Source organism: Mycobacterium sp. E3247 (assembly GCF_001667785.1).
In the GTDB taxonomy this organism is placed as follows: Bacteria; Actinomycetota; Actinomycetes; order Mycobacteriales; family Mycobacteriaceae; genus Mycobacterium.
Window position 1 is genome coordinate 1 of record NZ_LZJG01000367.1, and the last position, 725, is coordinate 725.

1 protein-coding gene is annotated in these 725 nt (G+C 66.9%); it reads left to right on the top strand.

The window, feature by feature from the left end; genetic code table 11:
- Positions 1-725: glycogen/starch/alpha-glucan phosphorylase (locus A9X04_RS20385; protein WP_197509253.1), on the top strand; the 725-nt coding region annotated here is incomplete at both ends.

Consider the following 725-nt stretch of genomic DNA (forward strand, 5'->3'; position numbering starts at 1 on the left):
GTCGCGACGTTCGGCTACACCAACCACACGTTGCTGCCGGAGGCGCTGGAGACCTGGCCGCTGGACATGTTCGCCGAGGCGCTGCCGCGTCACCTGGAGATCATCTACGAGATCAATCGCCGGTTCCTGGACGAGGTACGCGCCCGGTTCCCCGGGGACGACGACCGGGTCGGTCGGATGTCGCTCATCGGCGAGAACGGTGGCAAGAGCGTCCGGATGGCGCACCTGGCCACGGTCGGTAGCCACGCGATCAACGGCGTGGCCGCGCTGCACTCGGAGCTGCTGAAAAGCAGTGTGCTCAAAGACTTCTACGAGATGTGGCCGGAGCGGTTCAGCAACAAGACCAACGGCGTGACGCCGCGCCGCTTCCTGGCGCTGGCCAATCCGGGGCTGCGGGAACTGCTGGACCGCACCGTCGGCGACGGCTGGCTGACCGACCTGGAGCGCCTGCGCGGGCTCGAGCCCTTCGTCGACGACGCCGCCTTCCGCCGGGAATGGCGCGACATCAAACGGAACAACAAGGCGCGCCTCGCCAAGTACATCCGCTCGGTGGCGGGGGTGGACCTCGACCCGGACTGGATGTTCGACATCCAGGTCAAGCGCATCCACGAGTACAAGCGCCAGCATCTCAACGTCCTGCACGTCGTGGCGCTCTATCACCGCCTCAAGCAGGACCCCGGCCTGTCGATTCCGCAGCGGGCCTTCATCTTCGGCGGCAAGGCCGC